23 protein-coding genes and 2 pseudogenes are annotated in these 24,246 nt (G+C 70.8%); 10 read left to right on the forward strand and 15 right to left on the reverse strand.

Annotated features, from left to right (window positions below; genetic code table 11):
- Positions 1–16 precede the first annotated feature (16 nt).
- Complete coding sequence (locus KUM39_RS13665) at positions 17–985, reverse strand: formylglycine-generating enzyme family protein (protein WP_217785864.1); 969 nt, start codon at positions 983–985, stop codon at positions 17–19.
- A 171-nt stretch (positions 986–1,156) separates the two neighbouring features.
- Here KUM39_RS13665 and KUM39_RS13670 point away from each other — a divergent pair, with 171 nt between their 5' ends.
- Positions 1,157–2,986 (forward strand): sulfatase, encoded by a 1,830-nt coding sequence (locus KUM39_RS13670; RefSeq protein ID WP_217785865.1) that lies wholly within the window; start codon positions 1,157–1,159, stop codon positions 2,984–2,986.
- An 18-nt stretch (positions 2,987–3,004) separates the two neighbouring features.
- On the opposite strand, the gene KUM39_RS13675 is transcribed toward KUM39_RS13670, so the two are convergent.
- The 4 genes from KUM39_RS13675 to KUM39_RS13690 form a co-directional block, all read right to left on the reverse strand.
- Positions 3,005–3,874: a LysR family transcriptional regulator gene (locus KUM39_RS13675; protein WP_217785866.1), complete on the reverse strand. Its 870-nt coding sequence runs from the start codon at positions 3,872–3,874 to the stop codon at positions 3,005–3,007.
- 76 nt (positions 3,875–3,950) lie between these two features.
- Positions 3,951–5,402, reverse strand: coding sequence for an MFS transporter (locus KUM39_RS13680; protein WP_246620092.1), 1,452 nt, complete (start codon positions 5,400–5,402; stop codon positions 3,951–3,953).
- A 323-nt stretch (positions 5,403–5,725) separates the two neighbouring features.
- Positions 5,726–6,289 (reverse strand): dihydrofolate reductase family protein, encoded by a 564-nt coding sequence (locus KUM39_RS13685; protein WP_217785867.1) that lies wholly within the window; start codon positions 6,287–6,289, stop codon positions 5,726–5,728.
- Positions 6,290–6,469: 180 nt separating this feature from the next.
- On the reverse strand, positions 6,470–6,967 hold the full coding sequence (locus KUM39_RS13690; protein WP_217785868.1) for a MarR family winged helix-turn-helix transcriptional regulator: 498 nt from the start codon (positions 6,965–6,967) through the stop codon (positions 6,470–6,472).
- Between the two features lie 169 nt (positions 6,968–7,136).
- Here KUM39_RS13690 and KUM39_RS13695 point away from each other — a divergent pair, with 169 nt between their 5' ends.
- The 3 genes from KUM39_RS13695 (at position 7,137) to KUM39_RS13705 (ending at position 10,708) form a co-directional block, all read left to right on the forward strand.
- Entirely contained in the window at positions 7,137–8,096 is a 960-nt protein-coding gene (locus tag KUM39_RS13695; protein ID WP_217785869.1) for a quinone oxidoreductase family protein, read from the forward strand.
- Between the two features lie 317 nt (positions 8,097–8,413).
- Entirely contained in the window at positions 8,414–9,088 is a 675-nt protein-coding gene (locus tag KUM39_RS13700; protein WP_217785870.1) for a hypothetical protein, read from the forward strand.
- A 282-nt stretch (positions 9,089–9,370) separates the two neighbouring features.
- Positions 9,371–10,708 carry an MFS transporter gene (locus KUM39_RS13705; RefSeq protein WP_308288125.1) on the forward strand — a complete coding sequence of 446 codons (1,338 nt, stop codon included), beginning with the start codon at positions 9,371–9,373 and terminating at the stop codon, positions 10,706–10,708.
- Between the two features lie 47 nt (positions 10,709–10,755).
- Here the strand turns inward: KUM39_RS13705 and KUM39_RS13710 are convergent.
- Positions 10,756–11,338, reverse strand: a pseudogene (locus KUM39_RS13710) (transposase).
- Between the two features lie 283 nt (positions 11,339–11,621).
- Here KUM39_RS13710 and KUM39_RS13715 point away from each other — a divergent pair.
- Both KUM39_RS13715 and KUM39_RS13720 read left to right on the forward strand, forming a co-directional pair.
- Positions 11,622–11,879, forward strand: a complete 258-nt coding sequence (locus tag KUM39_RS13715; protein ID WP_217785872.1) for a hypothetical protein — start codon at positions 11,622–11,624, stop codon at positions 11,877–11,879.
- 199 nt (positions 11,880–12,078) lie between these two features.
- Complete coding sequence (locus tag KUM39_RS13720; RefSeq protein ID WP_246620093.1) at positions 12,079–12,579, forward strand: 2'-5' RNA ligase family protein; 501 nt, start codon at positions 12,079–12,081, stop codon at positions 12,577–12,579.
- A gap of 44 nt (positions 12,580–12,623) precedes the next feature.
- On the opposite strand, the gene KUM39_RS13725 is transcribed toward KUM39_RS13720, so the two are convergent.
- The 6 genes and pseudogenes from KUM39_RS13725 to KUM39_RS13745 form a co-directional block, all read right to left on the reverse strand.
- Entirely contained in the window at positions 12,624–13,406 is a 783-nt protein-coding gene (locus KUM39_RS13725; RefSeq protein WP_246620094.1) for a hypothetical protein, read from the reverse strand.
- Between the two features lie 70 nt (positions 13,407–13,476).
- Positions 13,477–13,914 (reverse strand): SMI1/KNR4 family protein, encoded by a 438-nt coding sequence (locus KUM39_RS13730; protein WP_217785873.1) that lies wholly within the window; start codon positions 13,912–13,914, stop codon positions 13,477–13,479.
- Positions 13,915–13,978: 64 nt separating this feature from the next.
- Positions 13,979–14,302, reverse strand: coding sequence for a hypothetical protein (locus KUM39_RS13735; protein WP_217785933.1), 324 nt, complete (start codon positions 14,300–14,302; stop codon positions 13,979–13,981).
- 87 nt (positions 14,303–14,389) lie between these two features.
- Positions 14,390–14,628: pseudogene (locus KUM39_RS28870) on the reverse strand (hypothetical protein); the annotation flags it as partial.
- A 262-nt stretch (positions 14,629–14,890) separates the two neighbouring features.
- Complete coding sequence (locus tag KUM39_RS13740; protein WP_217785874.1) at positions 14,891–15,340, reverse strand: spore-associated protein; 450 nt, start codon at positions 15,338–15,340, stop codon at positions 14,891–14,893.
- Between the two features lie 223 nt (positions 15,341–15,563).
- Entirely contained in the window at positions 15,564–16,052 is a 489-nt protein-coding gene (locus KUM39_RS13745) for a winged helix-turn-helix transcriptional regulator (protein WP_217785875.1), read from the reverse strand.
- A 174-nt stretch (positions 16,053–16,226) separates the two neighbouring features.
- Between KUM39_RS13745 and KUM39_RS13750 the strand changes: the two genes are divergently transcribed.
- On the forward strand, positions 16,227–17,576 hold the full coding sequence (locus KUM39_RS13750) for an MFS transporter (protein WP_246620095.1): 1,350 nt from the start codon (positions 16,227–16,229) through the stop codon (positions 17,574–17,576).
- 178 nt (positions 17,577–17,754) lie between these two features.
- On the opposite strand, the gene KUM39_RS13755 is transcribed toward KUM39_RS13750, so the two are convergent.
- Positions 17,755–18,354, reverse strand: a complete 600-nt coding sequence (locus KUM39_RS13755) for a DinB family protein (protein WP_217785877.1) — start codon at positions 18,352–18,354, stop codon at positions 17,755–17,757.
- 366 nt (positions 18,355–18,720) lie between these two features.
- On the opposite strand from KUM39_RS13755, the gene KUM39_RS13760 reads away from it, so the two are divergent.
- The 3 genes from KUM39_RS13760 (at position 18,721) to KUM39_RS13770 (ending at position 22,675) form a co-directional block, all read left to right on the forward strand.
- Positions 18,721–19,617, forward strand: coding sequence for an SDR family oxidoreductase (locus KUM39_RS13760; protein WP_217785926.1), 897 nt, complete (start codon positions 18,721–18,723; stop codon positions 19,615–19,617).
- 504 nt (positions 19,618–20,121) lie between these two features.
- Positions 20,122–22,311, forward strand: coding sequence for an MMPL family transporter (locus tag KUM39_RS13765; protein WP_217785878.1), 2,190 nt, complete (start codon positions 20,122–20,124; stop codon positions 22,309–22,311).
- 55 nt (positions 22,312–22,366) lie between these two features.
- Positions 22,367–22,675, forward strand: a complete 309-nt coding sequence (locus KUM39_RS13770; protein ID WP_217785879.1) for a UBP-type zinc finger domain-containing protein — start codon at positions 22,367–22,369, stop codon at positions 22,673–22,675.
- Positions 22,676–22,835: 160 nt separating this feature from the next.
- Here the strand turns inward: KUM39_RS13770 and KUM39_RS13775 are convergent, their stop codons facing one another.
- Together KUM39_RS13775 and KUM39_RS13780 are read right to left on the reverse strand one after the other, a co-directional pair.
- The gene (locus KUM39_RS13775; protein ID WP_217785880.1) at positions 22,836–23,135 is read right to left on the reverse strand and encodes a hypothetical protein; all 300 of its coding nucleotides are present in this window, start codon (positions 23,133–23,135) and stop codon (positions 22,836–22,838) included.
- A 253-nt stretch (positions 23,136–23,388) separates the two neighbouring features.
- The gene (locus KUM39_RS13780) at positions 23,389–24,114 is read right to left on the reverse strand and encodes an IclR family transcriptional regulator (protein ID WP_217785927.1); all 726 of its coding nucleotides are present in this window, start codon (positions 24,112–24,114) and stop codon (positions 23,389–23,391) included.
- Positions 24,115–24,246 lie beyond the last annotated feature (132 nt).

The raw sequence follows: 24,246 nt of genomic DNA on the forward strand, positions 1-24,246 counted from the left end.
TGCCGTACGGGTGCGGTCAGGCGGACACGGTGCGGAAACCGCAGTTGGCGGCGGTCGCGCGCGGTGCGTTGGCGCTGCGCGCGGCCACCCGGTAGCGGTGGCAGTACGACGCGTGGCACAGGTAGGAACCGCCGCGTGTGACCGCGAGGGTGCCGAACTCCGGCCCGCGCGGCTCCCGTTCGGGCGAGCGGGCGTAGTAGCCGGGGTCGAACCAGTCGGCGCACCACTCCCACACGTTGCCCGACGTGTCGTACAGGCCGTAGCCGTTGGGCGGATAGGCGCCGACCGGGGAGGTGGCGCTCCAGCCGTCCTCCTCGGTGTTCGCCACGGGGAAGGCGCCCTGCCAGATGTTGCAGTGGTGCCGTCCGCCGGGCGTGAGGTCGTCGCCCCAGGGGAAGCGCCGGGAGGCGGCGCCGCCCCGCGCCGCGTACTCCCACTGCGCCTCGCTGGGCAGTCGGCGTCCGGCCCAGGCGCAGTACGTCTCCGCGTCCGCGCGGCTGACCTGCACCACGGGGTGGTCCCCGAGCCCGTCGAGATCACCGCCCGGTCCGTACGGGTGCCGCCAGTCCGCGCCCCGCACCTCGGCCCACCAGGGGGTGCCGGGGTACACCGAGAGCACGTCGGCTGGTCCGGTCAGGCGCAGATGCGGCGCGAACACGGCCGAGCGGCCCGCGCGTTCGGCGTCGGTGACGTACCCGGTGGCGGTGACGAAGGCGGCGAAGGCGTCGTTGGTGACCGGGGTGGTGTCGATGGTGAAGGACGCCAACCGGACCGGGTGCACCGGGAGTTCGCCGTCGCAGGGGTAGCCCTCGCCGAAGGCGTCGCCCATGAGGAAGCGACCGGCGGGGACGCGGACCTGGTGCGACTGGTGCTCACCGGGCGTGAGTTGACCGGCGCAGGCGTCCGTGGCCGGGGCCCTCCTGGGTGTCATGGCCGGGCCCGCACTCGACGGTGGCGGGGAGCAGCACGGCCGTCCCCCGGTCATGTCCCACCTCCCCGCACCGGCACCGCCCGGCCGCCGTGACCGGAACCCGCCCCGACCCTATGCGACGCCCCGGCCCCCGGCCCGGCCCGCGCCCCCGCCCGTACCTCTCCCCCACCCCTCGGTTCCCCCACCCCTCCTCGTCCCCTCCCCTCCCGTCCCGGAAGGCACCTGATGCGCGCGATCATGCTCATGTTCGACACCCTCAACCGCCGCTTCCTGCCCCCCTACGGCGCGCGGGGCGTGCACGCGCCCCACTTCGAGCGGCTGGCGGAGCTGACGGCGGTGTTCGACAACGCGTACGCCGGGAGCATGCCGTGCATGCCGGCCCGGCGGGAGATTCACACCGGGCGGCACAACTTCCTGCACCGCTCCTGGGGCCCGCTGGAGCCGTTCGACCATTCCGTGCCCGAACTCCTCTCCCGCGCGGGCGTGCACACCCACCTCGTCACCGACCACCAGCACTACTGGGAGGACGGCGGGGCGACGTACCACAACCGGTACGACACCTACGAGTTCTTCCGGGGGCAGGAGGGCGACAAGTGGAAGGGACAGGTGGCGGACCCCGTGATGCCCCCGGTGATCGGGCGCCGACCGGACCGTATGCGGCGCCAGGACTGGGTCAACCGGCAGCACATGGCGACCGAGGACCAGCATCCGCAGACCCGGACCGTGGACGCGGGCCTGGAGTTCGTCGCCACGAACGCGGGCGCCGACGCGTGGTTCCTCCAGATCGAGTGCTTCGACCCGCACGAGCCGTTCTTCACCTACGACGAGTACCGGCGGCACTATGTGCGGGGCGTCGGCGACCCCGGCACCAGCCCCGGCACCGCCGAGGACCGTACGGACCCGGCCCCCGGCGCCGACTGGCCCGCGTACGGGCGGGTCACCGAGGACCGGGCGGAGGCGGACCGCGTCCGCGCCGAGTACCTGTCGCTGCTGACGATGTGCGACGCCTCGCTGGGACGGGTGCTGGACGCGATGGACGCGCACGGGCTGTGGGACGACACGCTGCTGATGGTGTGCACGGACCACGGGCTGCTGCTCGGGGAGCACGGCTGGTGGGGCAAGAACGTGCAGCCCTGGTACGACGAGAACATCCACACGCCGCTGTTCGTCTGGGACCCGCGCAGCCGGGTGCGCGGCGAGCGGCGCTCCAGCCTGGTGCAGACCGTGGACTTCGGTCCGACCCTGCTGGACTTCTTCGGCGTGCCCGATCCGGGCCCGATGGCGGGCGTACCGCTGGCCGGTACGGTCGCGCGGGACGCGGCCGTGCGCGAGGCGGGGCTGTTCGGCTCGTTCGGCGGGCACGTCAACGTCACCGACGGCCGGTACGTCTACATGCGCGCGCCGCTGCGCGAGTCCAACGATCCGCTGTACGAGTACACGCTGATGCCGACGCACATGGCGAGCCGGTTCGACCCGGAGGAGCTGGCGGGCGCGGAGCTGGTGGAGCCGCTGCCGTTCACGCGGAACGCGCCGGTGCTGCGTGTCCCCGGCCGCCCGTGGGGCAATCCGCACGCGTTCGGCACGCTGCTGTTCGACCTGGTGGACGATCCAGGTCAGTCGCATCCGCTGCTCTCGGACGAGCTGGAGCTTCGGATGGCGGGGCTGCTGGTGGAGCTGATGCGGGCGGCGGACGCGCCGGAGAGCCAGTTCGAGCGGCTGGGCCTGCCGGTCGCGGGCCCGGTCGGCACGGAACATCTGCTGGCCCGCGCGCAGTACGCGCTGGTGCTGGCGTCCGGTGAGGTGCTCCCGCCGGAGAGTGCCTTCGCGCCGCCCGCGCCGGGGAGGTTCGGGGTGACCACACCGCTCGGGGAGCTGCTGGCGCACGGGCCCGCGCGGGCCGCCGTACTGCGGCACCTTCCCCTGGTGGCCAACTCCGCGTTCGCCCGGAGCGTCGCGGAGCAGTCGCCGTACGGGCTGGCGGCGCGGACACCGGGGATTTCGGCGACTGAACTGCGCGCTTTGGAAGGGGAGTTGGCGGAGCTTGGCCCGCGCTGAACGTGAGAGGGGCGACGGTCAGCGGATGTGCCGGAGCAGGGCGGCGACGGCGGGCGAGGGGTCGCCGGGCGGGCGGACGACCATGATCTTCCAGTGGGGCGCGTACCGGTCGAAGCGGTACTGCGCGAGGTCGGGGAAGCGGTCCGCGATGGACTTGGGCATGACGCAGACCCCGAGGTCGTTGCGGACCAGTTCGGAGGCGGCGACGATGTCGTTCACCTCGAAGGCGGTGACGCGTTCGACCCCGGCGGCGCGGAAGGCGCGGTCGGTCTCGTAGCGGATGGCCCAGCCGGGGGCGAAGTCGATCAGCGGCAGCGCGGCGGCCCCGGAGAGGTTCGCCGCACCGGCGGGGGTGCGGCCGGGGACGCTCCGGGCGGGTGCGGCGGTGAGGACCATCTCCTCGTGGGCGAGCAACCGCGTGACCAGGCCGCGCTGTTGCTGCCGGTCGAGCGCGACGACGGCCAGGTCCACGGTGCCGTCGCGCAGCGCCTGCCGGATGTCGGCCACCGCCGCCTGCCTCAACTGGACGACGACACCGGGGTGTTCGGCCCGCAGTGCGGCCAGGGCGTGGTGCAGTCCGGCCCAGACGCCCTGCATGGTGCCGACCGTGATCCGGCCGCGCAGATGCCCCCGTACGGCATCGACCGCCTCGCGCGCGTGCTCGGCGGCGCGCAGCGTGGCGCGGGCGGCGGGCACGAACGCCTCACCGGCCGGGGTGAGGGTGACCCGGTGCGTGGTGCGGTCGAACAGCGGGGTGTCCAGCTCGCGTTCGAGGGAGCGTACGGCTCCGGAGACGGCCGACTGGACGACGTGCAGCCGACGGGCGGCGGCCGTGAAACCGCCTTCGTCGGCCACCGCGACGACGACCTCCATCTGCCGCAGATCCATGCTTCGCTCCTGGTCGGGGGCTCGGTCGGCGTGCCATCGTAAGGGTGCCTGGCGGGCCGGGCGGCCGGGACCTGGTTCAGGCGGTCGCCGTGTCGGGGGTGGTCGCGGGGTCGGGGGCGGTTGCGGGGTCTGGGGTGGTCGCGGGGTCTGGGGCGGTTGCGGGATCGGGGGCGGGGGCGGTCGCCGTTTCGGGGGCGTGCGCCTCCCGCTCCGCGCCCTCGTCACCGGTGGCCGAGGTCCCGCGCCCGCGTCCGTGGCCGCGCCGGAGTTCCGTCGTCCAGTACAGGAGGGCGACGAGTGGCAGGGCGGCGCCGAGGACGGTGAGGCCGGTCCATCCGGCGGCGTGGTAGACGGCCGAGCCGAGCTGGGAGCCGATGGCGCCGCCGATGAAGAAGATGGCGATGAAGGCGCTGTTGAGGCGGGCGCGGGCGGTGGGGTCGAGCTGGTAGATGGTGTGCTGGCCGAGGATGAGGGTGGTCTGTACGGCCATGTCCACGAGGATCGCGGCCAGGCCGATGAGGATCACGCTGTGCGCGCCGAACCCGGCGACGGCGAAGGCGAGGGCGACGACGCCGAACGCGGCTCCGGTGAGCGGACGCGCCAGGCCCCGGTCGGCCCAGCGTCCGGCGAACGGCGCGATGGCGGCACCGGCCGCGCCGACCAGCGCGAAGGCGCCGACGCCGAGCTGGGAGTAGTGGAAGCCGGGTCCGGTCAGGACGAAGGACACGGTGGTCCAGAAGGCGCTGAACGCGGCGAACATCGCGGACTGGTACAGGCCGCGCCGCAGCAGCGCGGGGTGCCGTCGGACGAGCGCGGCGGTGGAGCGCAGGACGTGGTGGTACGGCAGGGCCGTGGTCGGCGCGTGGCGGGGCAGGGCGAAGCGGAGGATCACGGCGAGTACGGCCATCAGCACGGCGGAGCCGAGGAAGACGACGCGCCACCCGGCCAGGTCGGAGACGAGGCTGCTCACGGTGCGGGACAGCAGGATGCCGGTGAGCAGGCCGCTCATCACCCGGCCGACGACCCGGCCGCGCGCGTGGTCGGGGGCGAGGGAGGCGGCGAAGGGGACGACGATCTGCGCGACGACCGAGGTGGAACCGGCGATCAGCGAGGCGACGAGCAGCATCGGGAAGCCGGTGGACAGCCCGGCGGCGGTCAGCGCGAGGGTGGTGACGACGAGCAGGGCGGTGATCAGGTTCCGCTTCTCCAGCCGGTCACCGAGCGGCACCAGGAAGAGCATGCCGATGACGTAGCCGATCTGCGTCACGGTGATCAGCCCGCCGACGGCGGAGACGCTGATGCCGAAGGTCCTGCTCAGGGTGGCGAGCAGGGGCTGTGCGTAGTAGAGGTTGGCGACCGTCGCGCCGGAGGCGGCGGCGAGCAGCACGACCAGCCAGCCGGGCACTCCGGTGGCGGCGCCCTCGGCGCGCGCGGCGCCCTCGGCGCGCGCGGCGCCCGCGGCGCTCTCGGCGCGCGCGGTCGCGGGCCGGGCGGGGGGCCGGGCGGAGGGGCCGGGCTTCACGGACATGTGCATCCTCGACAGGGGGGAAGGAACGTGGACCTCCTGTCACAACAGCGCGGGTCGGCGTGCGCTTCCCCCTCCGGGGCGATGGTCCGAGATGTCAGTCATCTCGTTCAGCGATGGCCGGGTCGGCTCGGGCGGCCGGAGAGCGGTGGTTCTCGCCGCCCGCGGACGGCCGGTCGCCGTGGCGCTCGGCGGGCGGTTCGCCGTGCCCCCGGCGGGCCGCCGCGCATTCGCGTGCTCGGCGGGGTGGCGCTGCGGGCGGCGGGCGGCGGGCGGCGGGCGGCGGGCGGCGGGCGGCGGGCGGCGGGCGGCGGGCGGCGGCAGCCTCAGCGCACCACGCGGTAGTGGAGGTACACGACCCTCGATGCGCAGGTGCGGTTTTCGAGGAGTTCGAGGTCGGTGCGGTGGGGGTGGTGGGCGAAGAAGGGGATGCCGCCGCCGACGAGGACGGGGTAGACCCGGATGAGGTATTCGTCGATGAGGCCGAGGGTGGCGGCTTCGGCGGCGAGGGTGGCGCCGCCGATGGCGATTGCGCCCTCGCCGGGTTCCGCGCGCAGGCGGGCGATCTCGTTGGCGAGGGTGCCGGTGGCCAGGCGGGCGTTGCCCTGGACCGCCGTGAGGGTGGTGGAGAAGACCAGCTTAGGGAGCGGGTTCCAGAGGGCGGTCCACTCGCGTTCGGAGTCGTCGAGCGCGGAGTCCTGGTCGGCGGTCTCCCAGTAGAGCATCGTCTCGTAGAGGCGGCGCCCCATCAGGTGGATGCCGACGCCCCGGATCTCCTCGATGGCGATGCGGAAGACGTCGTCCTCGGGCACCGACCAGTCGAACGTGCCGTCGGGGCCGACGATGTAGCCGTCGAGCGAGATGCTCATCGAGTACGTCACGCTGCGCATCGGAGGTCTCCTCCAGTCCGGGGCCGGGGTCCGACCGTAAGACCGCCGGGCCGCGCGGGACTCATCGCAACGCGGGTCATTCCCCGGATGCGGCGGGTCCGCTGTGTCGGGGGATGCGTGTCGGCGGACGTGTCCCGGCGGACGCGTGTCGGCGGGCCGTAGACCTGTGGCGGTGGCCCCTCAGCCCGCGTGCGGCCTCAGCAGGGTGGCCGACAGTGTGCGCAGTTGCGTGTGCTGTCCGGCGGAGAGCGGAGAGGTCAACTCCGCCACGCGGGCGTCCATTTCGGCGGCGCAGCGGTCGATCAGGGTTCTCCCCTCCGGGGTGAGGGCCACCAGGACCGCGCGCCCGTCGTGCGGGGAGGGCTCGCGGCGGACCAGGCCGCGTTTCTCGGCGCGGGCGACCAGTCCGGTCATGGACGACTTGTCCAGGTCCAGATGCCGGGCCAGCTCCAGCATGCCGGGGCGGCGGTCGCGCAGGATGCCGAGCAGGCGGACCTGGACGAGGGACAGGTCGTGGGCGGTGGCGACGCGGGCGAGCATGCCCTGGACCAGGAACGAGAGCTGGACGAGGGCGTCCACGGTGGTGCGGGGCGCGTCGAGGGCGGGGTCGGTGGGAGTGCGGCCGTCCAGGGCGGGAGCGGGGTCGGAGGCGTCGGGCGGTGTGCTGCGCGGGGTCATGGGGACAGTCTCCGCTTGACGTAGTACGCGGCGCAAACTACCTTCGGAGAAGTAGTACGCGACACAAACTAAATCGGCCGAGCCCCGCGAGCCCGCCCGACGCGCGCTCCCCTACGGGCAGACCCCTGGCCCACCCCGACACTCATCCCCGACCCACCCCGGAGTCCCCATGTACGCCGCCGTCGTCCACTCCTTCGGCTCCCCGCCCCGCTACGACACCTTCGAGACCCCCGTGCCGCGCGGCCCGCACGAGGTGGTGGTCGAGGTGCTGGCCGCCGCGCTGCACCCGAGGGTGCGGTCCGGGGCGGACGGGAGCCACTACTCCTCCGGGGGCGCGCTGCCGATGGTGCCCGGCGTGGACGGGGTCGGCCGTACGGAGGACGGCGAGCTGCTGTACTTCGTCGCCCTGGACGACACCGTCGGCACGATGGCCGAACGCGCGGTGGTGGACCGGCGCCGTGCGGTACCCCTGCCGGGCGATGCCGACCCGGTCGCGGTGGCCGCCGCGATGAACCCCGGCATGTCGTCGTGGGTGGCGCTGCGCCGCCGTACCGACTTCGCGCCGGGCGCCCATGTCCTCGTACTCGGCGCCACCGGGAACGCGGGGCAGTTGGCCATGCGGATCGCCCGGCACCTGGGGGCCGGGCGGGTCGTCGCGGCCGGACGCGATCCGGAGCGCCTGGCGGCGCTGCCCGCGCTCGGGGCCGACGAGGTGGTGTCGCTGCGCGGTACGCCCGAGGAGGTCGCCGGGCGGCTGGCAGCGAGCGCGGCGGACGTGGACGTGGTGATCGACTACCTCTGGGGCGAGGTCACCGAGCGCGCGCTGCCCGCCCTGCTCACCGCCCGCGCCGACCGGTCCCGCCCCCTGCGCTGGATCGAGGTCGGCTCCATGTCGGGCACCGAACTCACCCTCCCCTCCGCCCTGTTGCGCAAGGCGAACCTCACCCTCCTGGGCAGCGGCCAGGGTTCGGTCTCCACCGCCGACATCGTCGCCGAACTCCCCGCCCTCGCAAAGGAGATCACCTCCGGCACCCTCCCCGTACACCCCGTACCGGTCCCGCTGGCCGAGGTGGAGCGGGCGTGGAACACCGCGACGGGGCCGGGCGAGCGGATCGTCCTGGTGCGGTGAGCCGTCTGCGGCCCCGAGTGGAGCGGATCGAGGTGGCGGGCTGCTGTCATGAGGTGACCAGGTGGCTGCCGTTGTCCGACCAGCGCCGGTTCGGTGGGGGTCACGAAGGTGTCTGCTCACACCCCCGTACGGGGGCTTGTACATAGGGCCTCTCACGCCCGCTCTGCACTCCCGTGGCATGACGGTGGCCAGCCACACCGAGATCGTCTCCGCTCTTCGAGCTGTGCAAGGACGTCGCGGCGCTCGCCAACGCTCAGGGCGGCCTGTTGGTCTGCGGAGCCCTCACAACGCCCTTGACCACGGAGGCAAAGGATGTGGTGACCGCGCTGACGGCGTTCCCGGAGGAACACGCCAAGGTTCAAAGCTGTCGGGACGTCATCACCGAGCACGACCACCCTCCCGTTGCCACCACCTTCAGCTGGTACGACGAACCTGCCGAGGAGGGCCACGGCTACCTCGTCATCGATGTCGAGCCACTGCTACGCGCCCCCAAGGCACACGAGGGAGGCCTGCTGCTCTCCGACTCCCGCCGCGCCATCTGGGTGCGCCCCGATGCCAGCGTCATAGCCGCCGCTGTTGCCACTGACAGCATGCTGTGCCACGCGATGAGCCAGCGCGCCGAGTCGGCGCGCCTCAACGTCATCACCCTCTCCGAGATGAACCTGGAGTATTTCCGCTGGGTGGACCGCTTCCTCCTGCCGTCGGCGGAAGGCCGGTGGGAGCACCGGGTGACGGCTGACCGGTTCGCCGGGAAGGAGCTGTGTCTGCTGGGGCCGGGACACAACCCTCAGTTCCCGATGATCGGCCTCCAGAATCAGGCCAGTGCGGGCTTGTGGGACCGCGCATGGCCGGCCACCGGCAGCCCGGAGACCGACGCATTCAAATCACCGTCTCGGATCTACGGCTTGTTTGGCCTTGCTGCCTCGCAGAATCCCTACACGACGGACGCGCGTGCCGACACTGAAAAGGTGCGAGCAGCAGTCCAGGGGTGAGGTTCAGGACACAGAGTGGGAGCGCTGCGGGCGCCCTTCGCCTCGTATTCTGTGCCCACTCCGTTCCCAGCCCCCGAAGTCCCCATCTACTGGCAATTTATGCTGGCACGCGTGAGAGTATCGGCGCACTACGCGGACTCCGCGAGGCACCGACCAAGAACATCAGCTTCTTCCCAAGGAGGGTTCAACGTTCGTGGACAGGCCAGTTGAGGCTGCGCAGACCCATGCAGATATCCCGAGTGCTGTTCTTTCGGTCGCTCCGAAGAGAGTGGGGCGTTGCGCGTGAACCAAGATAATTCGTCCTGCAGCGCATGGGTTTTCGCCCTTGTGTGGGGTAGTCAACTTGTCTCACTATTAGGCTCCGGAGCGGCTGCCATTGCGCTTTCACTGTCCGTCTACTCATCGACGGGACGAGCATCCGATCTGGCTCTCATCGCCAGTATCGGAACACTCAGTAGCATTTACCTTTCCCCGTTCGCCGGAACGATTGCGGATCATTTCTCCCGGCGCACCGTTATTATCGTATCCAACGCCATACTCGGACTACTTGCAGCGGCTCTCGGCCTGACGGCTAGGGACGGTGTCGGTAGCCACTTGCCTCTAGTCGTGATTCTGGTGTTTCTCTCGGGAGTTTTCAGTGCCGCTCTCACGGTGACCCTCTCCGCCTCAGTGCGACAAATCAGGAGCGAGGCGGACCTTACTCGCATCAACGGAATAACATCGCTCCTGGAAAACATCCCGACCCTCATCGGGCCACTCTTGGGTGCGGCCATATATGCCGTAGCCTCTCCTGCTCTTGTATTTATGGTTGACGCAGGTAGCTTTCTCGTGGGGGCCGCAGTGGTCTCCGTCGTGCGATGGCCAGAGGCCGTCAGTAACTCGGTACGTTCGCTGCGCCCGTTTGCTGGCGCCAAGAAGGGTCTGCTTCTCATCTTGCGTAACCCTTCGCTCCGTTTCCTGCAGTTCTCTTTTGCCGCCTCGAACTTCTTTGTCGGACTGGGTACAGCTGTTACCACCGCCTACGTTGCATCCGCGAGCAGCGCTGGTCATGCCTCATGGAATTTGGCAGCGGTTAGCGTCGCTGGGTCAGCCGGACTGTTGCTCGGTTCATCGCTGACTATCGTTACCGGTGGAAAGATCGATCGCAGACATCTCATTGTAGCCAGTCTCGCTACTGGTGCTTTATTGGGAAGGGTGGCTCTAGTCGCAACAATCATCCCCGTCATCTGGATCATCTGCTATGTCACACGAAGCGCGTTCCTCCAGTTGACCAACGCCCCGCTCACGGCTATCTGGCAGGAACGAATTCCAAATGAAATCCAGGGAACCGTTTTCGGAGCGCGCAGACTGCTCGGACAGGGCCCGTTCCCCCTTGCAGTTCTCCTCGGAGGGTTTCTGTCCGACCACCTTTTTCAGGCATCGGGAACACTGGCGAAGGCTGCCGCCCATCTGGACAGTCGGCTTGCAGGACCCAGCGGTGGACCGGCTCTCCTGGTTGCGTTCGCAGCTCTGGGTGAAGTGGCTGTGGCCGTGGTGCTCTTCGCCACTCCTCACTTGAAGCGTCTGGCCCAACCGTCTGACTCGAAGGAATCCAAACTTCTGCTGAGCGTTTTCCCGTAAATGATCTCTGAGTGGGTTCGGGCGTGGTGGGCTGCCGTGTGGCCGGTCTATTCGGCGAGAGTGAGGTTGTGCATCCGTGCGATGCCGAGCATGGCGTGGTGGACGCCCTCGCCTTTGAGGCGACAGTCGCGGAGAATCTCCCAGGTCTTCATGCGGGCGAAGACGTGTTCGACGCGGGCGCGGACGTGTTTGTGGGACTTGTTGTGAGCCTGCTTCCAGCCGGGCAGCTCTTCGCCTTTACGGCGGCGGTGGGGCATCACGAGTCCGGTGCCCCGATAGCCACCGTCGGCAATGGTCAGCGTCTTGCCGACGGCGGCCTTCGCACCGGGCTCCTCCCAGGCCATGCAATCGTTGCGGTTGCCGGGCAGTGGCCGACCGACCACAACGACGAGGCGGGTGTCGGCATCGATGACGACCTGGTGCTGGCGCATGGTCAGTTTCGTGCGCCAGTACGCAGCGACCAGCAGCGCCCGCTCCGGCAACGGCAGTCTCCACGGTCGGCTCCTGCGAACCGCGTCCGTACCCTCGCTGTCACCGCGGAATCGTCACCAACTTCCCGAACTGTCGCGGGATCAGTCCGGTGAACGGGGCTATCCAGAACGACTGTGACGCCGTGATCGCACCAGCCACCAGAAGATCATCCCACCTTGGCCCGTCTACTCGGGCGCCTCAGAGCCATCCTTCGCTGATCCATCTCGGGGTAAAGCCCTACCGTCCCCACCACGACCATCGATGTCCTTCCCGAGGACCTCCAGCCCGGTGACCGCCTGGAGATCTCAACCGAGTTGGGCACTCAGAAATGGTTTTGGCTCAACTTCTGTGGCAGTGACTTAGGCGTTCGAAGCCGCACGGCTCCTTCACCATTCGGCCGTTTGCCTCGTGACCTGATAGGACGCGCACGCGTTCATGCGGTATGCGAAAGATCATCACTTGCGGTCTGCTGGCCGCTGCGGCCTTGTCTGCCGCCACTCCCGCATTCGCCGACAACGACAGCAACTTCGGTAGCGGCATCGACGCGGCCAACAGCTGGAACTTCACCGCCGCCGACGTGTGCATCCAGGAACTGGCCGTTGTCCCTGCCCTGAGCGACTGGACGGGCAACCACAAGAACAACTGCTCCAACGGCAACATCATCGACCACTCCGGCAGTTCAGTGACGCCCGGTCACTGAACTACGTCCTGGGTCCCAAGCCCGAAGGCCCCGAGCACTCGGCGCGGGGCCTCACCACAAAAGCTGTGCCAGAGCCCGAAAAATAGCGGCGCGGCAGCGTCGTGGGCGTTCCGCTCGTAGACCTGCTTCGCAGATCGTCGTGATCGTTCTGCGGAAAGGAACCGTGCTGTCTGAGGCAGAGGTGACACCATGCGGTGTCATGGCAGATGACAGCACCAGTGCGTTTCAGGCGGGCCAGACGGGGCTCATCGTCCGGATCCCAGAGGCGGAGCCGGCCGTCCACAGGTGGCGTGAACGGCTCGACCTCTCAGCCCAGGCCGGGGTTCCAGCCCATGTCACCGTGCTTTTCCCGTTCCTCGACGAGAGCCGAATAGATGCGCTCGTCTACTCGGCTCTCGCGGGTGTGCTGGGAAGCCACCAGACCTTTGACCTGCGGTTCGAGAGATGCGGACGGCTCCCCGGGGTGCTATATCTCGCCCCCGAGCCTGACACGCAGTTGCGGCAACTCACGGAGGCGATCGCTGATCGTTGGCCTGAGGCTCCGCCGTATGGCGGCCGGTTCGCCGAGGTCATTCCGCACCTGACCATCGCTCAGGGTCAGGAAAGCGCCGTCCTGGAGGAGATCGAGGCTGGCCTCGCCAGCAAGCTCCCGTTCACGTCTCGCATCTCGTCGGTTGAACTCATCGTGCACGACGCATGAAGTGGCAAGAACGGGCGTCGTTCGCACTCGGAAAATGAAGCAGGTCATGAGGCTTGGCTGGTCCGCTGCCCCTTGGGGCAGCGGACCAGCAGCGGACTCCGGTCAGCTGGCTTCAGCGTGCTCGGCGCGCCCTCGACGCCGCCCTTCTCGTGGGCGCCCCCGATGCCCGTGCGGCAGTAGAAGCCCTCGATGTTGAAGTGCGAGCGGAAAGCGATCCACCGGTCGGGCTCCACCCTCGCCCGGCTCAGCCCCAGCACTTGGGCGACAGCCGACTTCAGCTTGTCGTAGCGGGTCTTGGTCCGGGGAACCCCGCACGGCGTCCGAAGCGCGTGCACGTGCCCTTCGAAGAACGCTTCCTGACCGCACGAAGCGAGCACCCGGTGAACGGCCTTGCCCGAGTAAGACAGGCGAAGCGAGAACAAATAGCAGGTCACCAGCTCGCCGACCAAGCGCACCGTCACGTCGCTGAAGTTGACCTCAGCCTCGTGACCGGGCAGATGGGACTGAGGCACTTCCACCAGGGCCTTGCCCGAGGCTGCGAGGATCTCCGGCTTCCGGTCGGAGACGTAGCACCGGACCATCTGGTAAGAGACGTCGGCGCTATGCTCCTCGGTCAACCAGTGGAAAATCCGGGTGATCGTGTGCCGTTGCTTGCGCGGCGCGTCGAGGTCCGTCCGCAGTATCTCGTCGATGACCGGCTTGTACGGATCAAGCGCGGTCGGCCGCGGCGGAAGCTTCTTGCGGGGCTTCGGCCAGACCGAGTCCACGGCCTTCTTCACGGTCCGCCATGACACGTTGTACTTGCGCTCAAGCTCGCGCATCTTCATACCGGCATGGTGATCACGCCGGATCGCCGCGTACAGACGGCGCTACTGGTGAATAAAGCCAGTGCCGCGGTCAGTCGCGGTACCAGTCCTCGCCATCGCTACCGAGCGCGCTGCGGAGATAGTTCTCGAGGGAAGCCGATACCCATGTGCGGCTGTCAGTTTCGTGGTCCCACACGAGGACGTCCCCTTCGCGTGCTGGTTCGCGGATGAATGCGAACTGATCGCCGCCACCGTTGTCTCCGAAGAACATGAGCGCGTCGAAGGATTGGTAGAGCTTCCGGAATTGCGCGTTGTGCCGGAAAACCTCGTTCTCGGAGAGGATCTTCTCGGAACTCCAGACGACATCTGTTCCGTAGTCGTCAGTGATCCCGTCGGTTTCAAGGAGGAGTTCACGCAGGGACTGCGGTACGGCCTGACCCAACTGCCGCTCGATGGCGGCCAGGGACGTCTCGTCGGCCGGGTTCGTGAGGCCGGCGCCCGGGAACTCCGCTGCGATTTCTCGCCACATTATTTCCTCGTTCCACCGATCTGACCTTTATCTGATGCGCGGGCTGAGCCAATTGCCGAGCGTATCATCCACGTGGGTGATGGACCCTGCTGTTTATGTATCCCTTGGGAATTCCACACAGATTTTCGAGAGAGTGGATCTCGTCAGGGGAGAAAAGGCCCGGGTAGCGTTTGAGGACCTGCTGCTCGATGGTGTGGTGGACGACGACCTTCCCCTTGAGTTCCGGGTGTTTGTTGAAGACGGTCCGCTTGTACTTGTGGTCGGACATGCCGCCGACAGAGCCTTCCTCCCGGGTCGGGATCTCCTTGCCGAGGGGCGTCGACTTATTGCCCTTGGCGTTCTTGGCGGCGTCATCGCACCGCGTCAGGCCGAACGGATCCGGGGACACATGGCGCGCGGTCTCCGGGGCGCAGTGGCGGAAGTGGTTGTAGTGCAGCCCAGTCTCCGGTTCGTCGTTCCGGTCCGGGCGAGGTGACGGGCTGCCCTCGGCGGTGGTGACCAGGTAGAGGCGCGGGCCCCAGAGGAAGCGGGAGTGGCTGGGGCAGTAGCCGTATCCGGCACCTGCCGGGCCAGCGCCTCGATCACACGGCTGATCCGTGGTCCAGTTCGGCGCCCTCAGTTTCGGGGGGGGCGCCCGATCCGGCGACATGGGGCCACATGGTCGTCGATGAGCACGCACAGCGCCGTCAGAAGGGCGTCCAGGTCCGCCTTCACACACTGACCAACGGGCGCCCTTCGTGATGGTTGCGACCAGCACGGGCATCGGACTCACTCGTCCAGGGCGGGCGAACGGCAGTTGGGGAGTGGGCGGAGCACGGTCGCTTCGGTCGCTCGGGGCGCTCCGCGTGCTTGGGCCGGGCGGGCGGGGACGGGTGTTATGCGGCGCACCGGGCGGCTGCGGGGGTGAAATGCCGTACCGGCCCGGCTCCTTGGTCGGGGGAGCCGGGCCGGTGGGGTGGTGCGGGGAGGGAGCGGGTCAGCGGACGGTGGTGACCCGGCGCTCCTTCAGGGAGGCGCAGTTGGTGTTGTTGACGTTGACGTAGACGTTGTCGATGTGGCCGCCCCAGTTCACGCAGTGGCCCTTGCCGATGAGGGTGACGGGTCCGGCGTACGAGGTGTAGGTGCCGTAGTCGTCGGCGTAGGCGTTGGTGTCGGCGACGTTGAGGTACGCGCTGACGTCCACCGCAGTGCCGGTGTTCTTGCGGATGGTGGTGACGCAGTTCTTGCCGTTGGCGGAGTTGTAGGTGAGGTAGACCGTGCCCAGCGAGCCGATGGGCGCGGAGTTCACCGTCTTGTAGGCGCTGCCGCACACCTTCTGCGGGGTGGTGTTCGGCGCGGCGGAGGCGGGCCCCGCGAGCGCGGTCGTCCCCGCGACCGCCAGCGCCACGATCGCGGCACCGGTCAGGACAGAACGGTTGAATCGCATTTTTCCCCCTTGTCGTCCTAGGAGCGCCTTGCTCCCGACACGTCAGACTCGCTCCCCACCGAAAGGGTTGTGCACTTCTACTCGACTTGTTTCCAAGGGAGTTGGGGCCGGGGCGGGTTGCCTGGTCGGGGCCCGTTCCGGCGGTTCCGCCGGTTCCGCCGCCTTTCCGTAGCGGCCCCGCCTCGGCGGTTCCCCGTCGGCGCCGCTCCGCCGACCTCGCGTATCAGCTCTGCTCGACCGGTTCCTCGTAGCCGCTCAGGGTCCAGCCCGGTGTCCGTTCCTCGCGGTGGAGGTCGGCCGGGTGGGTCTCCTCGCCGCAGACGGCGCAGACGGTGCGGGGGGCGTAGTCGTGGTCGTGGTGGCGGAAGCGGACGGGCGGGGCGGTGACGGCCCAGCGGTCGCCCCAGGTGATGAGGGCGCGGGTGACAACGGCGAGTTCGCGCCCGGCGTCGGTGAGGTAGTAGCCGTCGCGGTGGGGTTCGTTCGGCAGCGGGCGGCGCTCCAGGACGCCCTTCTCGACGAGGTCCTTGAGGCGGGCGGCGAGGCGGTCGGTGGGGGCGCCGGTGTTCTTGGCGATCTGCCGGAAGCGGTGGTTTCCGAGCATGACCTCGCGGACGGCGGTGAGCGCCCAGCGGTCGCCGACGATCTGGAGCGCGGCGGCGAGCGAGCAGGGGCGGCCGGGCAGGTCCTGGGGGTCGATGCGAGCGGTCACCGGGCCAGTGTCCCGCACCGAGGGTTTGATTTCCAAACTGATGCTTGTTTGACTGCCCTCATGGCCTCATCGCTTGGATTTTCAAACCGTAGGCGGACGGGTTCTGTCCGTGACCCCGGCCGTGGTCAGGTCCGGGCCCGCGCGGCCACCGTCGTGGTCCTGCTCGCGGTCTTCATGACCAACCTCGACCTGTGGATCGTGAACGTCGCGCTCCCCGCACTCGGCACCGCGTTCTCCGGGCCCGGCCGCCCGGCGGACCTCGCCTCGCTGTCCTGGGTGCTCAACGCGTACGCGATCACGCTGGCCGCGCTGCTGGTGGTGGCCGGGCGGACCGGTGACCGGGTGGGGCAGCGGCCGGTGTTCCTGACCGGGGTCGCCGTGTTCACGCTGGCCTCCCTGGCGTGCGCGCTCGCGCCGTCCCTGCCGGTGCTGGTCATCGCGCGGGTGGTGCAGGCCGCCGGAGCCGCCGCGCAGTTGCCGACCTCGCTGGCGCTGCTGCTGGCGACGGTCCCGGCCGAGGGCCGGACGCGCGCCACGCGCGGGTGGGCCGCCGTCGGCGGCCTCGCGGCGGCGGCCGGGCCGGTCGCGGGCGGGCTGCTGGTGCAGGTGGACTGGCGGTGGGTGTTCGTGATCAACGTGCCGATCGGGCTGGCCACCCTGCTGGCCGGGCGGGCGGTACTGCCGCGCGCCGCCGCCCGCGAGACGGGGCCGATGCCGGACCTGCTCGGCGCGGTCCTGGTCACGGTGGCCGTCGCCGCACTGTCCGGGGCGCTGGTCCAGGGGCCGGAGTGGGGCTGGCTCGGCGGGGGCACGGTGGGGCTGCTGGCGCTGGCGGTGCTCGCCGGAGCGGGCTTCGCCGTACGGTCGCTGCGGCATCCGCGTCCGCTGTTCGAACTGCGCCTGCTGCGGCTGCCCCGGTTCGGCGGGGCGAGCCTCGGCACGCTCGTGTTCGGCGTCGCCTTCGCGATCATGCTGCTTTCCAACGTGCTGTGGTGCCAGGACGTGTGGCATTGGAGCGCGCTGCGCACCGGGCTGGCGCTGGTGCCGGGTCCCGCGCTGGTCCCGGTGGTGACCCTGCTGACCGCCCGCGCCGCCCACCGTTTCGGGCACGGTCCGCTGGTCGCGGCGGGCGGGCTCCTGTTCGCGGGCGCGATGCTGTGGCGGGTCGCGTTCGTCTCCGTACGGCCCGACTACGTGGGTGACCTGCTGCCCAGCCAGCTGCTCGGCGGCATCGGGGTCGGCCTGGCCCTCGGCACCCTGGTCGCCGCCGGTGTCCACGCCCTGCCGCCCGACCGCGCGGCCACCGGCTCGGCACTGGTCAACTCGGTCCGCCAGATCTCGGCCACTGTAGGCGTCGCCGTCCTTGTCGCCCTCCTCGGCTCCCGCACGGGTGCGGCATCCCGCGCGGAGTTCCGCACGGCCTGGGCTGTCGCGGCCGGGTTGAGCCTGGTCAGCGCGGGGGTGGGGGTGCACTTGGCCCGGGGCGGGGGTCGGGGTCGGGCGCGTGGGACCGGCCGGGCGTGAAGCGTCCGCGCCCAGCAGCGAGGCTCATGCGGGCAGCGCCCAGCGGGCGGCTTCAGCGGGCAGCTTCAGCGCCCAGTGGGCGGCCTGAGCGCTCGGCGGGCGGCTCAGCGCTCAGCACGCAGCACGCAGCACGCAGCACGCAGCACGCCCCACTCCCCCGCGCCGCGCGCAGCTCCCCTCACTCCCCCTGTGCCGCCCTCGCCGCCCCCTCCAGTTGCTCGCGGTACTCCTGCCACCACTCCTCGCCCCCCGGAGGCATGTTCTCGTTGCCCCGCACATAGCCGGTGCTGCCGTCGAGCTGTTCGCGGAGGATGTCGGCGTGGCCGGCGTGGCGCTGGGTGTCGGAGAGGACGCGGACGAAGACGTGGCTGAGGGTGACGGCGCTACGGTGCTCGGGCCACCAGGGGACGTGGCCCAGGGCGTCCAGCGGGAGGGCGGCGAACGTGGCATCGGAGTGCTGCCACGCCTGACGGTAGAGGCCGACGACCTGCTCGCGTGACTCCTCGGCGGTTGCCCACATGTCCGCGTTGTACTCCGCGTTCATGCCGTACCAGGCGGGCGGCGGGCCGTCCGTGAAGAACGGGCGGCCGAACGTGTCCCCGAAGTAGCCCAGTTCCACCGCGGTGACGTGCTTGATCAGGCCCAGCAGGTTGGTGCCCGTCGAGGTCAGCGGGCGCCGGATGTCGTACTCGGAGAGCCCGTCGAGCTTCCAGAGCAGGGCGTCACGCGCGTCCTGGAGGTACTTGAGGAGGTCCGCCTTCTGGTTCGTCTCGGTCATGCGGGCAGTGTGGCAGGCACCACTGACAATTCGGCCGGGACCGACGACCCCGGTCCGTACGGACGATCCCGCCAGTACGGACGACTCTGCCGGTACGGATGATTCGGGCGAACCGGGATGACGCCCGAACGGCGGGGCGGCTGATTCCGGAGGTGCGGATCGGGGGTACTGGACAAGTCCGCCAGTCCCCCAACCCCTGATTTTTCCCCGAGGAACAGCGAGGAGAGCGCCGTGGCCGAGATCTCGGAGAACGACAGGGACCGCCCCACCCCCGAGGGAGACCGTCCCACCCCTGACAGGGACCACCCCACCCCCGACAGGGTTCGTCCCACCCCCCTACGGGACCACCCCACCCCCGACGCCCCCCTGCGTGGCCGCGTCGCCGTCGTGACCGGGGCCGCGCGCGGGGTCGGGGAGGCGCTCGCGCGGCGGCTGTCCGGGGCCGGGATGCGGGTGGCGCTGCTCGGGCGGGAGCGGGAGAGCCTCGCACGGGCCGCCGCCTCGCTGCCGGAGCCCAGCATGTGTGTCGAGGCCGATGTCACCGACCGGGACGCGCTCGCGGACGCGGCCCGGCGGATCGCGGCGGAACTGGGTCCGGCGAGCGTGGTCGTGGCCAACGCTGGCATCGCCGCCGGGGGCCCGTTCGGCGGTACGCCCGCCGAGCTGTGGCAGCGCGTCATCGACGTGAACCTGATCGGCGCCGCCAACACCGCCCGGGCTTTCCTTCCCCAACTCATCGACAAACGTGGGTACTTCCTCCAGATCGCGTCCACCGCCGCGTTCGGTTCGGCGCCCATGATGAGCGCGTACTGCGCATCCAAGGCCGGTGCCGAGTCCTTCGCGCAGGCGCTGCGCGGCGAGGTGGCCCCCGACGGCGTGACCGTGGGCATCGCCTACCTGCACTGGACCGGCACGGACATGGTCTCCGGCATCGACGACCACCCCGTACTGCGCGCCCTGCGCCGTAACCAGCCGGGGTTCGCGCGCCGCGTGCACAGCACCGACCGTGTCGCGGACTGGCTCACCACCGGCATCACCCGCCGCGCCCACCAGATCTACGCCCCGCCCTGGCTGCGCTGGTGCCAGCCCCTGCGGCCTCTCTTCCCGGCCGTCGTCTCCCGGATGACCCGGCACGAGCTGCGCACCCATTCCCGTACCGAACTCGGCTCCGACACGGAGGTGTTGGGCGCCGGGGGACGTGCGGACTGGGAGGCGCATCTCGCGGAGGGACGGGCCGGGGCCGTAGGCCGCACGCCGTCGTGAGGGGCAGACTGCCGTCCCACCGCCGCCCCGGCCATCGGCCTGCCCCAGAGGACCCCGCACCCCGGCGCTCGGCCATCGCCACCGGACGGCGCCGGGAACCAAACCACCACCGTCCCTACACCACCGCCCCGGCACCACCGTCCTGGCGCAACCCACCCCAGCACCGGCTGAACTCCCCGTCCCCCCAAGGCGCTTCGGATCACCTCGGACCGCGAACCGCCGGGAGAGCGACCTCATGCCTCGTCGGCGGATACGTACGTGTCCGAGGCCGGGGAAGGCTTCGTGGACGGCGTGCCGGAACACGGGCGCGGCCTCGGAACCCGGACGTCCGGCACCGGACGACACCGGCACCGGACGACAAAGACACGGTCGGGTGACGGGCGGCCCGTGAACCCGGGTCCGGGCACGCGGTGCATCCGTGCATGAGGAAACATCGGTAAACGCGTGTGAACCACGCAGGCGTTCGCCGACACGCGTCGCCCCCGTCACCACCCGAGGAGACCGATGACCCCCGCCCGGCGCGCCCGCTGGCTCGTCCCGCTCGCCCTGCTCCTCGTATGGCTCGGAGCGGGCGCCGCCTTCGGCCCGTACGCCGGACGGCTCGGCGAGGTGTCGAGCAACGACCAGGCGGCCTTCCTGCCCCGCAACGCCGCCTCCACCCAGGTACTGCGGGAGCAGAAGGCGTTCGCGCAGAAGGAGACCCTGCCCGCCATCGTCGTGTGGACCACCGGGAAGGGGACGGACGCCGCCGCGCTGCGACCGCGCGCCGCCCGCGCCCTGGCCTCGCTGGCGAAGGACCCCGCCCTCGCCGGACCCGTGTCCGCGCCGATCGCGTCCGGCGACGGCCGCGCCCTGGAAGGTGTCGTCCCGCTCCGGCCCGACCTCGGTGACGGCCTCGCCGACGCCCTCGACCGGGTCCGCGCGGCGGCCCGGCAGGTGCCGGGCACCACCGTCCAGTTGGCCGGACCGGCGGCCAGTCAGGCCGATCTCGCGGACGCCTTCGCCGGTATCGACGGCATCCTGCTCCTCGTCGCCCTCCTCAGCGTCCTGGTCATCCTCCTCCTCGTGTACCGCAGCGTCCTGCTGCCGTTCGTCATCATCCTCGGCGCGGTGTTCGCGCTCGGTGTGGCCTGCGCCGTCGTCTACGTCCTGGCCGAACGGGGCGTCGTACGGGTGGACGGACAGATCCAGGGCATCCTGTCGATCCTCGTCATCGGCGCCGCCACCGACTACGCGCTGCTCCTCACCGCCCGGCACCGCGAGGAACTCGCGGCGGGCAAGGACCGGCAGAGTGCCGTCCGCGCCGCCGTGCGACGGTCCTCGGGGGCCGTCGTCGCCAGCGCCGCCACCGTCGTCGCCGGACTGCTCGCCCTGCTGCTGAGCGACCTCACCAACAACCGCGCCCTCGGCCCCGTGGGTGCCATCGGCATCGTGTGCGCGCTGCTCTCCGCGCTGACCTTCCTGCCCGCGGTGCTCGCCCTGCTCGGCGGCGCCGCCTACTGGCCGGCCACCCCCGCCAGGCAGCGCACGCGCGGGCACGGCCGACGCCTGTGGGAGGGGGTCGCGGACCGCATCGACCGCAGCCCGCGCCGGGTCTGGGCCGTCGCCCTGCTGCCCCTGGTCGTGTTCGCCGCGCTCTCCCCGACGCTGGCGTCCAAGGGCGTCCCCATGAACGGCATCTTCGTCAACGACGCGCCGTCCGTCGCCGCCCAGGACACCCTCGGCCGCCACTTCCCCGGCGGTTCCGGCAACCCGACCGTCGTCATCGCCCAGGCCGACCGCTTCTCCCAGGTCGCCGACACGGCCCGCCGCACCCCCGGAGTCGCCGCGGTCGCGCCGCTCACCCGCGCGGGCAGGCCCGGCGCGGACGCCCCGCCGGTGGTCGCCGACGGCCGCGCCCTGCTGTACGTCACCCTCCGGGACGGCGCCGACAGTGACGCGGCCCGCACCACCGTGGCCCGGCTGCGCACCGCGCTGGACGGCGTACCCGGCGCCGACGCCCTGGTCGGCGGCTTCACCGCCCAGCGCTACGACACGGTGAAGACCGCCGAACGCGACCGCTCCGTCATCGTCCCGGTGGTCCTCGCGGTCATCCTCGTCGTCCTGATCGGCCTGCTCCGCTCGCTGGTCGCCCCGGTCCTGCTGGTGGCCACCGTGGCACTCAGCTACCTGGCCACGCTCGGTGTGTCCGCGCTGGTCTTCCAGCACCTGCTGGACTTCACCAGCACCGACCCCTCGGTCCCGCTGTACGGGTTCGTGTTCCTGGTCGCGCTCGGGGTGGACTACAACATCTTCCTCATGTCGCGCGTCCGTGAGGAATCGTTGCGGCTGGGGGTGCGCGAGGGGGTGCGCCGGGGTCTGGTCACCACCGGAGGCGTGATCACCTCGGCCGGTGTGGTGCTCGCGGCGACGTTCGCCGCTCTGGTGGTGATCCCGCTCGTGTTCCTCGTGCAGATCGCGTTCATCGTCGCGTTCGGCGTGCTGCTGGACACACTGGTCGTCCGCTCCCTGCTCGTCCCGGCCCTGGTCCGCGACCTCGGCCGCTGGACGTGGTGGCCGGGCGCGCTGAGCCGGAGCACCGGCGGCCCCGGCACCGCCCGGCCGGACACCACCGGGCCCACGGACACCGGTCCCACGGACACCGGGCCGACCGGACGGGACGTCAGCACGGGCACCTCGCGGCACACCGGCTGATCACGTACGGCGCCGGACATCGGCAGGCCCGACAGCAGGAAGGAAGGAGCAGACGATGACCACATGGACGGTCCGGCCCGACGGTGGCAGGCCCGAGAGCACCCGCTGCGCGCATCTGGACCAGCCCGCGCCTCCGCCGCCCACCGGCCGCCCGGTCTGCGAGGAGTGCGCGGCGCGGGGACGCTCCTGGGTCCACCTCCGCGTCTGTCTGACCTGCGGCCACACGGGCTGCTGCGACAGTTCCCCCGCGGCCCACGCCAACGCCCACTACGAGCGGACCGCCCACCCGGTGGCCGCCGCCCTGGAACCGTCGGAGCACTGGGCCTGGTGCTACACCGACGTGGTGTTCCTGGAACGCCGGTAAGGCGGAGACGGCCACGTCCCGGCGATCCCGGTGCGCGGCACGAACGGGACGCCCCGGAAAACCAGTTGCTCCGGTTGCCGCCAGCGTCCCGGACACCGAGCCGGACACTCGGCGCCGGGCAGCCCCAGCTCCCTCACCTGCTGGACGGTGACGGGTTCGCTCAGGCGCTCGCCGTGCTCCGGTGGGCGAGGGCGGGCCGGGGTGCCGCGTGGTGGGCGGGCAGGGCCGCGGACGAAGCGGGGACGAGACGGCGCAGCCACAGGGAGGCGGTGAGGAGCAGGCCGGTGAAGACGGCCAGCAGGGCGGCGGCGACCCACATACGGCGGCTGCCCGGTTCGGTCCAGCCGGTGAGGGCGGCCGCGAGGGCCCAGAGCAGGGCCCCGGCCGCGTAGAAGGCGCGGACGCGGCGGAGTTGGCGTACGGCCCGCAGGAGGGTGAGGGGTTCGGTCTTCGCTGCCATGCGGATGCGGGTACCCCGATCACGGGAGGCATCACCCGGCCGTCACGGCTCGTCCTCAACTCCGTTCACGGACAGGCTCTTTGCGCCTCCGATTCCCCGGTCACCCCCGTGCTCCGCTCACCGGACGCCCCCGTGCTCCGCTCACCGGCCGCCCCCCGTACTCCTCTCACCAGTCACCCCGACTCCGTTCCTCGGCCGCTCCCGACTCCGTTCACCGGCAGGCCCGTTGACCCCGGTGAGCCCGGTCCGCCGCTCAACTCCCCGCCCGCAGCGTCCTGGACAGCCCGAGCGCCGCTGTCCGCACCGCCGGGGCCAGGCGGGCCGGGTGGAAGCCCGCGCGGGGGACGGCCACGGAGAGGGCGGCGACGGCACGGCCGCCGGGGCCGAAGACGGGGGCGGCGACGCAGGCGACGCCCTCGGCGGCTTCCTGTTCCTCGTAGGCGAGGCCGGAGACCTGGGTCTGTTCGAGGGCGGTGCGCAGCCGGGCGGGGTCGGTGAGGGAGTGGCGGGTGAGGCGGGGCAGCGGGGCGGTGAGGACCTCGTCGGTGAGTTCGGGCGGGGAGAAGGCGAGCAGGGCCTTGCCCACGGCGGTGCAGGTCAGGGGGAGTTTGCCGCCGATGCGGGAGGGCAGGGCGAGGGAGTCGTGGCCGTGGATGCGTTCGACGTAGACGACGTGGTGGCCCTCGCGGACGCCGAGGTGCACGGTCGCGCGGGTCGCTTCGAACAAGTCCTGGAGGAAGGGCAGGGCGGCCTCGCGCAGGTCCCGGCGGCGCGGGACGAGGGAGCCGAGCTCGAAGAGCCTGCCGCCGAGGTGGTAGCCGTCCGGGCCGTGTTCCAGCAGGCCGAGTCCGAGCAGCGAGGCGACCAGCCGGGACGTGGTGCTCTTGGCGAGGCCCGCCCGGTCCGCGAGTTCCGTGAGACGGAACGGACCACCACTGGGGACGAAGCAGTCCAGGAGGAATACGGCTTTCTCCAGCATGGTGCCGTTGGCGCTGTTCCGTGACATGGAACGGATTTTGCCAGGTCGGACCCCGGTCGTCTATCCAGTAGGGGTCACCAGCAGGGGTCACCCACCCCGTACCAGCAGGGGTCATCCGCCTCGTACCAGTAC

This window comes from Streptomyces corallincola, from assembly GCF_019104725.1.
Lineage (GTDB): Bacteria > Actinomycetota > Actinomycetes > Streptomycetales > Streptomycetaceae > Streptomyces > Streptomyces corallincola.

Bases quoted from the DNA above. Each gene is read 5' to 3' on its own strand.
- KUM39_RS13690 (WP_217785868.1), bottom strand. From the start codon at position 6,967: ATGACCCCGCGCAGCACACCGCCCGACGCCTCCGACCCCGCTCCCGCC.
- KUM39_RS13775 (WP_217785880.1), bottom strand. From the start codon at position 23,135: ATGGCAGCGAAGACCGAACCCCTCACCCTCCTGCGGGCCGTACGCCAA.
- KUM39_RS13720 (WP_246620093.1), top strand. From the start codon at position 12,079: ATGGCAGATGACAGCACCAGTGCGTTTCAGGCGGGCCAGACGGGGCTC.
- KUM39_RS13750 (WP_246620095.1), top strand. From the start codon at position 16,227: ATGACCAACCTCGACCTGTGGATCGTGAACGTCGCGCTCCCCGCACTC.
- KUM39_RS13770 (WP_217785879.1), top strand. From the start codon at position 22,367: ATGACCACATGGACGGTCCGGCCCGACGGTGGCAGGCCCGAGAGCACC.
- KUM39_RS13755 (WP_217785877.1), bottom strand. From the start codon at position 18,354: ATGACCGAGACGAACCAGAAGGCGGACCTCCTCAAGTACCTCCAGGAC.
- KUM39_RS13725 (WP_246620094.1), bottom strand. From the start codon at position 13,406: ATGAAGATGCGCGAGCTTGAGCGCAAGTACAACGTGTCATGGCGGACC.
- KUM39_RS13695 (WP_217785869.1), top strand. From the start codon at position 7,137: ATGTACGCCGCCGTCGTCCACTCCTTCGGCTCCCCGCCCCGCTACGAC.
- KUM39_RS13740 (WP_217785874.1), bottom strand. From the start codon at position 15,340: ATGCGATTCAACCGTTCTGTCCTGACCGGTGCCGCGATCGTGGCGCTG.
- KUM39_RS13675 (WP_217785866.1), bottom strand. From the start codon at position 3,874: ATGGATCTGCGGCAGATGGAGGTCGTCGTCGCGGTGGCCGACGAAGGC.
- KUM39_RS13780 (WP_217785927.1), bottom strand. From the start codon at position 24,114: ATGCTGGAGAAAGCCGTATTCCTCCTGGACTGCTTCGTCCCCAGTGGT.
- KUM39_RS13670 (WP_217785865.1), top strand. From the start codon at position 1,157: ATGCGCGCGATCATGCTCATGTTCGACACCCTCAACCGCCGCTTCCTG.
- KUM39_RS13730 (WP_217785873.1), bottom strand. From the start codon at position 13,914: ATGTGGCGAGAAATCGCAGCGGAGTTCCCGGGCGCCGGCCTCACGAAC.
- KUM39_RS13765 (WP_217785878.1), top strand. From the start codon at position 20,122: ATGACCCCCGCCCGGCGCGCCCGCTGGCTCGTCCCGCTCGCCCTGCTC.
- KUM39_RS13680 (WP_246620092.1), bottom strand. From the start codon at position 5,402: ATGTCCGTGAAGCCCGGCCCCTCCGCCCGGCCCCCCGCCCGGCCCGCG.
- KUM39_RS13715 (WP_217785872.1), top strand. From the start codon at position 11,622: ATGCGAAAGATCATCACTTGCGGTCTGCTGGCCGCTGCGGCCTTGTCT.
- KUM39_RS13685 (WP_217785867.1), bottom strand. From the start codon at position 6,289: ATGCGCAGCGTGACGTACTCGATGAGCATCTCGCTCGACGGCTACATC.
- KUM39_RS13665 (WP_217785864.1), bottom strand. From the start codon at position 985: ATGACCGGGGGACGGCCGTGCTGCTCCCCGCCACCGTCGAGTGCGGGC.